4 protein-coding genes are annotated in these 4,370 nt (G+C 42.4%); 2 read left to right on the top strand and 2 right to left on the bottom strand.

Annotated features, from left to right (window positions below):
- Nucleotides 1-187: 187 nt before the first annotated feature.
- Nucleotides 188-583: a hypothetical protein gene (locus FGT79_RS30470; protein WP_138756575.1), complete on the bottom strand. Its 396-nt coding sequence runs from the start codon at nucleotides 581-583 to the stop codon at nucleotides 188-190.
- A 371-nt stretch (nucleotides 584-954) separates the two neighbouring features.
- Here FGT79_RS30470 and FGT79_RS30465 point away from each other — a divergent pair, with 371 nt between their 5' ends.
- Together FGT79_RS30465 and FGT79_RS30460 are read left to right on the top strand one after the other, a co-directional pair.
- Nucleotides 955-2,202, top strand: coding sequence for an ATP-binding protein (locus tag FGT79_RS30465; RefSeq protein ID WP_171056538.1), 1,248 nt, complete (start codon nucleotides 955-957; stop codon nucleotides 2,200-2,202).
- Nucleotides 2,203-2,217: 15 nt separating this feature from the next.
- Entirely contained in the window at nucleotides 2,218-3,033 is an 816-nt protein-coding gene (locus FGT79_RS30460) for a hypothetical protein (protein WP_138756573.1), read from the top strand.
- A gap of 90 nt (nucleotides 3,034-3,123) precedes the next feature.
- Here the strand turns inward: FGT79_RS30460 and FGT79_RS30455 are convergent, their stop codons facing one another.
- Nucleotides 3,124-3,891 carry a MerR family transcriptional regulator gene (locus tag FGT79_RS30455; RefSeq protein WP_138756572.1) on the bottom strand — a complete coding sequence of 256 codons (768 nt, stop codon included), beginning with the start codon at nucleotides 3,889-3,891 and terminating at the stop codon, nucleotides 3,124-3,126.
- Between the last annotated feature and the right edge of the window lie 479 nt (nucleotides 3,892-4,370).

Here is a 4,370-nt window from a genome sequence, read left to right as displayed (position 1 = left end):
GGCGGAATTGGCAGACGCACTAGACTTAGGATCTAGCGGGCGACCGTGGGGGTTCAAGTCCCTCTACGCGCATCATAGTTAAGCAAAAAAAGCCCATTAAGGGCTTTTTTTGTGTTTACTTCGTAGAATTTAAGCGGATTCCCGTTTCATTAGGCTTTATTTCCACTCAATGTCCATCTTACTTATGTTAGTAAAGAGTAAAGCCGTAATACCCGTTTCCTGACTGAATGGGCGGGCTTACTTTTATGTAGATGGGGCCTGAGTTAGTTTGAGACCAGGATAAGGTGGTAGAGTTGAGAGGTTTTGTCCCGATCACCCCATATTGATCTTCCACGGTAATGACGACATTGCCGCTTGCTTGAAGCGTCCTTGAACCATACGTGTCGCTAGTAATTACCCAATAATCTACGTCAGTTGAATCAATAAAACCCCCGTTGCTAGCACTGATTGTCGTTGCGTTAGCTGAAGCTTTCGAATTGTTGGATTCAGTTTCGTAGGCTGCAAATACAGTTGTACTGAATGAACAGAGCAGCACTACAATGACCATAATGGATACGGATTTTTTTGAAAAGCTGAATTTCATTTTTTTGCCTCCTTGTCTTATTTAATAGTTCATCCTATGAGAGTTAAGAGTAAATAAGAACTGTGAAGGGTCTAAGGCGCTTATTTGCAGGTGCCGGCTAACGCTGTCTATCACCTAGATTGTTTGAAGGCATAGCCGAATCGTTATATTGCTCTGTTTTTTGTCAAGTGAAGTGGGATCATGTACAATAAGAACATCAAAAAGGAGGCAAATTCATGAGTTATTACATCGCCTTTTTTACCTACATAAGCATTCTTATCACATGTGCCTACCTTTTTAACCTTTTATATAAAAATGTATTTCAAAATGTGTCCGGAGTTTTCAAAAATGTCTTACTAATTGTTATATTCATTTTTTCTGGTTGGCTAGCGATGAAACTGGGGGTTCAGCTTACGGAGGGACCTGTATTTGATTTACGGGTGGTTCCGATTATTTTTGCTACCTTAATGTTTCGAAATCCTTGGCAGGTGCTGGTCATTGGCCTTGGCATTGCTGCTGCGAGATACGGGGTCAACGGCATATCGCCAAATGCAGTAACTGGCTCGATTAACATTACCATTCTGGCAGCAGCTTCTGTGGGGCTGGTCCTGTTGTATAAGCGCAAGCAGCATTGGAGTTATCGCTTGAAAGCGACGATCTCATTGCTGACAATCAATATTTTGCAGGTGTCGGGTATTGCTATTTTTGGCGCGGTTTCTCGCGAGACGTATTTGAAGCAAATTATGCCCTATACTCTTCCTTTGTCTATTATAATGGGCGCATTTTTTATTTTTATTATTTACGATTTTTATAAGGAACAGTTGTTGTCTGAAGAGCTGCGATTTAAAAACTCGACTCTCGTTACGCAGAAGCAGGAGCTGATTGACACACATCGGGAGCTTGAGTCTAAAGCGCGTGAAATTGTAAGATCATCCAAATATAAATCTGATTTTCTGTCAAATATGTCCCATGAGCTCAGAACGCCGTTGAATAGCATTATCCTGCTCTCAGAGCTCATTCGTGATCACGAGGAGACTGGCGAGCATAGCGAGAATCATCAATATGCACAAATTATTAATAGTTCGAGCCAAGAGCTGCTGCGTATCATTAATGATATTTTGGATTTATCAAAAGTGGAAGCAGGGAAAATGGACATGGACTGGGGTGAAATATCCGTGGAGGATATAACGCAACTGATGTACCATCAGATTGCACCGCTTGCCAATCAGAAAAATTTGGTTATGCAAGTCGTGATTAACGAAAAGGTACCTGCATTGATTGTTTCTGATGGATTGCGATTGAATCAAATTTTGCGTAACTTATTATCTAATGCAGTTAAATTTACGGAATACGGCAGCGTCAGCTTGGAGGTTACGACGGCTGCTGAGCCGGATATGATCATGTTTCTTGTTAAAGATACTGGGATAGGCATAGATGAGGAGTATCAACAACTTGTGTTTGACGCTTTTTTGCAGGAGGACAGTACGATTAACAGAAAATACGAAGGAACGGGCTTGGGCTTGTCTATTAGCTATCAGCTGGCCAAGCTGCTAGGCGGCGATCTCACATTAAAAAGCAAAAAGGGAGAAGGCAGTGAATTTTCGCTGCGCTTGCCTATTAATAAACAGAGCAGATTTTGAAAATAGGAGGTTGGCATGCTCGTATATGGCTGTGATTTTAGCGGGGCTAAAAATCCGAACGGTAAAATTTTTGTGACAATCGGTATCTTGAAAGATGAGACACTGACGATTGAGAAAGTGATTGAGTGCGAGGACAGGCTGGATTTATTTTGTATGATCAGGAGCAATCCTTACCCATGGGGGCTTGATTTTCCGTTTGCTATTCCAAGAGAGCACCTGAATGAGCAGTACCACTCATCGTGGAAACAATTTATTGCTGCGGCATATTCGGAATCTCGCGTGTTATTTAAGCATAAATTCGGTAAAGTGCATAGCGGTAAAAACAATGAGCGGGATTGCAGAATAACGGATATCGCAGCAGGAGGGAAAAGCCCAATTGCTGAAACGCCAATTAGCATGAATGGGATGCTGTATGGCGGTCGCAAGCTGCTGTTTAACTTACTTCCTTCAGCCGTTATTTATCCTTTTGACAGTTATAGAGAGGATGCTGCCCGCTTATATGAGGTGTATCCGAGCCATGGATGGTTGAAGTTGGGTATCGGCAGGGCGGATGAGCTAACAATAGGGCAGATCGAGGCTGCTTTTAAAAGTAAAGTGGATGACCGCTTTAACATAAAACTGGATCCGGCTGTAATTCCACGACAGTTAAGTGGAGAAAAAAAAGGTAAACTGAACGAGCATGCAGCGGATTCTGTTATGGCGTGTATTATTTTAGCTTATTGTATATATGAGGGTGGACTTGATGCTGCATGGGGGCTGAAGCCGTGGTTTGCTACGGATGAGGAATGGAACAATAGGCTCCACGAGGGTTTAATTGTTAGAATAGAATAAGAGATGGACGATTTGAAGGGGTGCCGGCGCCCGCTTTAATCGTCCTTATTTATGGAATAAACTATTTTCCAGCAAGGTGTTCCGATATTTTTAGGATTGTTCCATGCCTGTGTAAATGAGAATGGCATCCCTCAAGAAGGCTGCTCCGCCAGGTTGATGCTTCTCATAATAGGCGGTGAACCGCTCATCGTTTACATACATTTGAGCAACTCCTGCATGTGCTTCTTTACTGTAGCTGCCCCAATAAAAGGTAATCCACTGCCGGTGCAGGTCAGCCATTTTTTGCGCCAGCTCTCCTGCAGGGTCTCCAGTGGGATAAGTCGTCTCTAGCAAGCTCAAAACTTCTGCATTCAATTGTTCAACTTTGGTGTGCTGCTCTTCCGTCATGTTCTTAACCATCTGGTTTGATCGTTCGATTTGCGTATTTCCGTATTTTTGTCTTATTTCTTCTCCATATTTCTGCTCGTTGGTATCGATTAGTTGTTGTTTAAAGCCATCGAATTTTTCTTTATTCGTCATCGTTATTCTCCCTTCATTCTGTGCCAAAGTTTTGTCCACATTCGCGATGAGCAGGTCTAACTGTTCCCTTTTCTCTATTAGCCGCTTCCGATGCTCCTGAAGTGCGCTCGCCCCGTCGAAAGCAGGCGATGTTACAATCGCTTTAATTCCCTCCAATCCAACGCCAAGTTCCTTGTAAAAAAGAATCTGCTGAAGTCGGTCCACCTCTGCATTCCCATAAATACGATAGCCCGATGAATTGATTCGTGAAGGCTTTAACATTCCAATTTCGTCGTAATAGCGTAGCGTTCTGGTGCTGATGCCTGCGAGCAACCCTAGCTTCTGAATGGTATATTCCATGTGTTCACCTCCTGACAAGATTATCGTACACCTTCACGTTGCGTGAAGGTCAACTGTTTTTTTGTTGCAGCTGGAATGCTGGGAAACTTGTAGTGAAAGCAATAAAAATGGTGTTTGCTGTGAGTATTTTATAAAGGATTAACTGCATACGTGCAGATAGCGATGTAAGGTCAGTCTGTGTCGGCGAAGTTGATGAGATACAAACGTGCAGAATAGTCCAATATACGACAGTTTACCTGATAAATCAGGACGTTAATCATGCTAAATTGCTTCTTACTATGCAATAATAATGTATATAACAAATTATTTTCGAAAAACACTTGCAATGTTAGTGCAATACATGATATATTCTAATTCCGGCCGAGAGAAACACGCGGACGACAAGCAAAACAAGCATTACAAACGAAAGAAAAGCTTGCTCTTTGAAAACTGAACAACGAGTAATAACTGCCTCGCAAATCCTTCGGGATAAGCGAAAA

This window comes from Paenibacillus sinopodophylli, assembly GCF_005930355.1.
Taxonomy (GTDB): Bacteria; Bacillota; Bacilli; order Paenibacillales; family Paenibacillaceae; genus Pristimantibacillus; species Pristimantibacillus sinopodophylli.
This window is presented reverse-complemented; position numbering and strand designations above follow the sequence as displayed.

Coding starts and splice junctions, on each gene's coding strand:
- FGT79_RS30460 (WP_138756573.1), top strand. CDS start 2,218: ATGCTCGTATATGGCTGTGATTTTAGCGGGGCTAAAAATCCGAACGGT.
- FGT79_RS30465 (WP_171056538.1), top strand. CDS start 955: ATGAAACTGGGGGTTCAGCTTACGGAGGGACCTGTATTTGATTTACGG.
- FGT79_RS30455 (WP_138756572.1), bottom strand. CDS start 3,891: ATGGAATATACCATTCAGAAGCTAGGGTTGCTCGCAGGCATCAGCACC.
- FGT79_RS30470 (WP_138756575.1), bottom strand. CDS start 583: ATGAAATTCAGCTTTTCAAAAAAATCCGTATCCATTATGGTCATTGTA.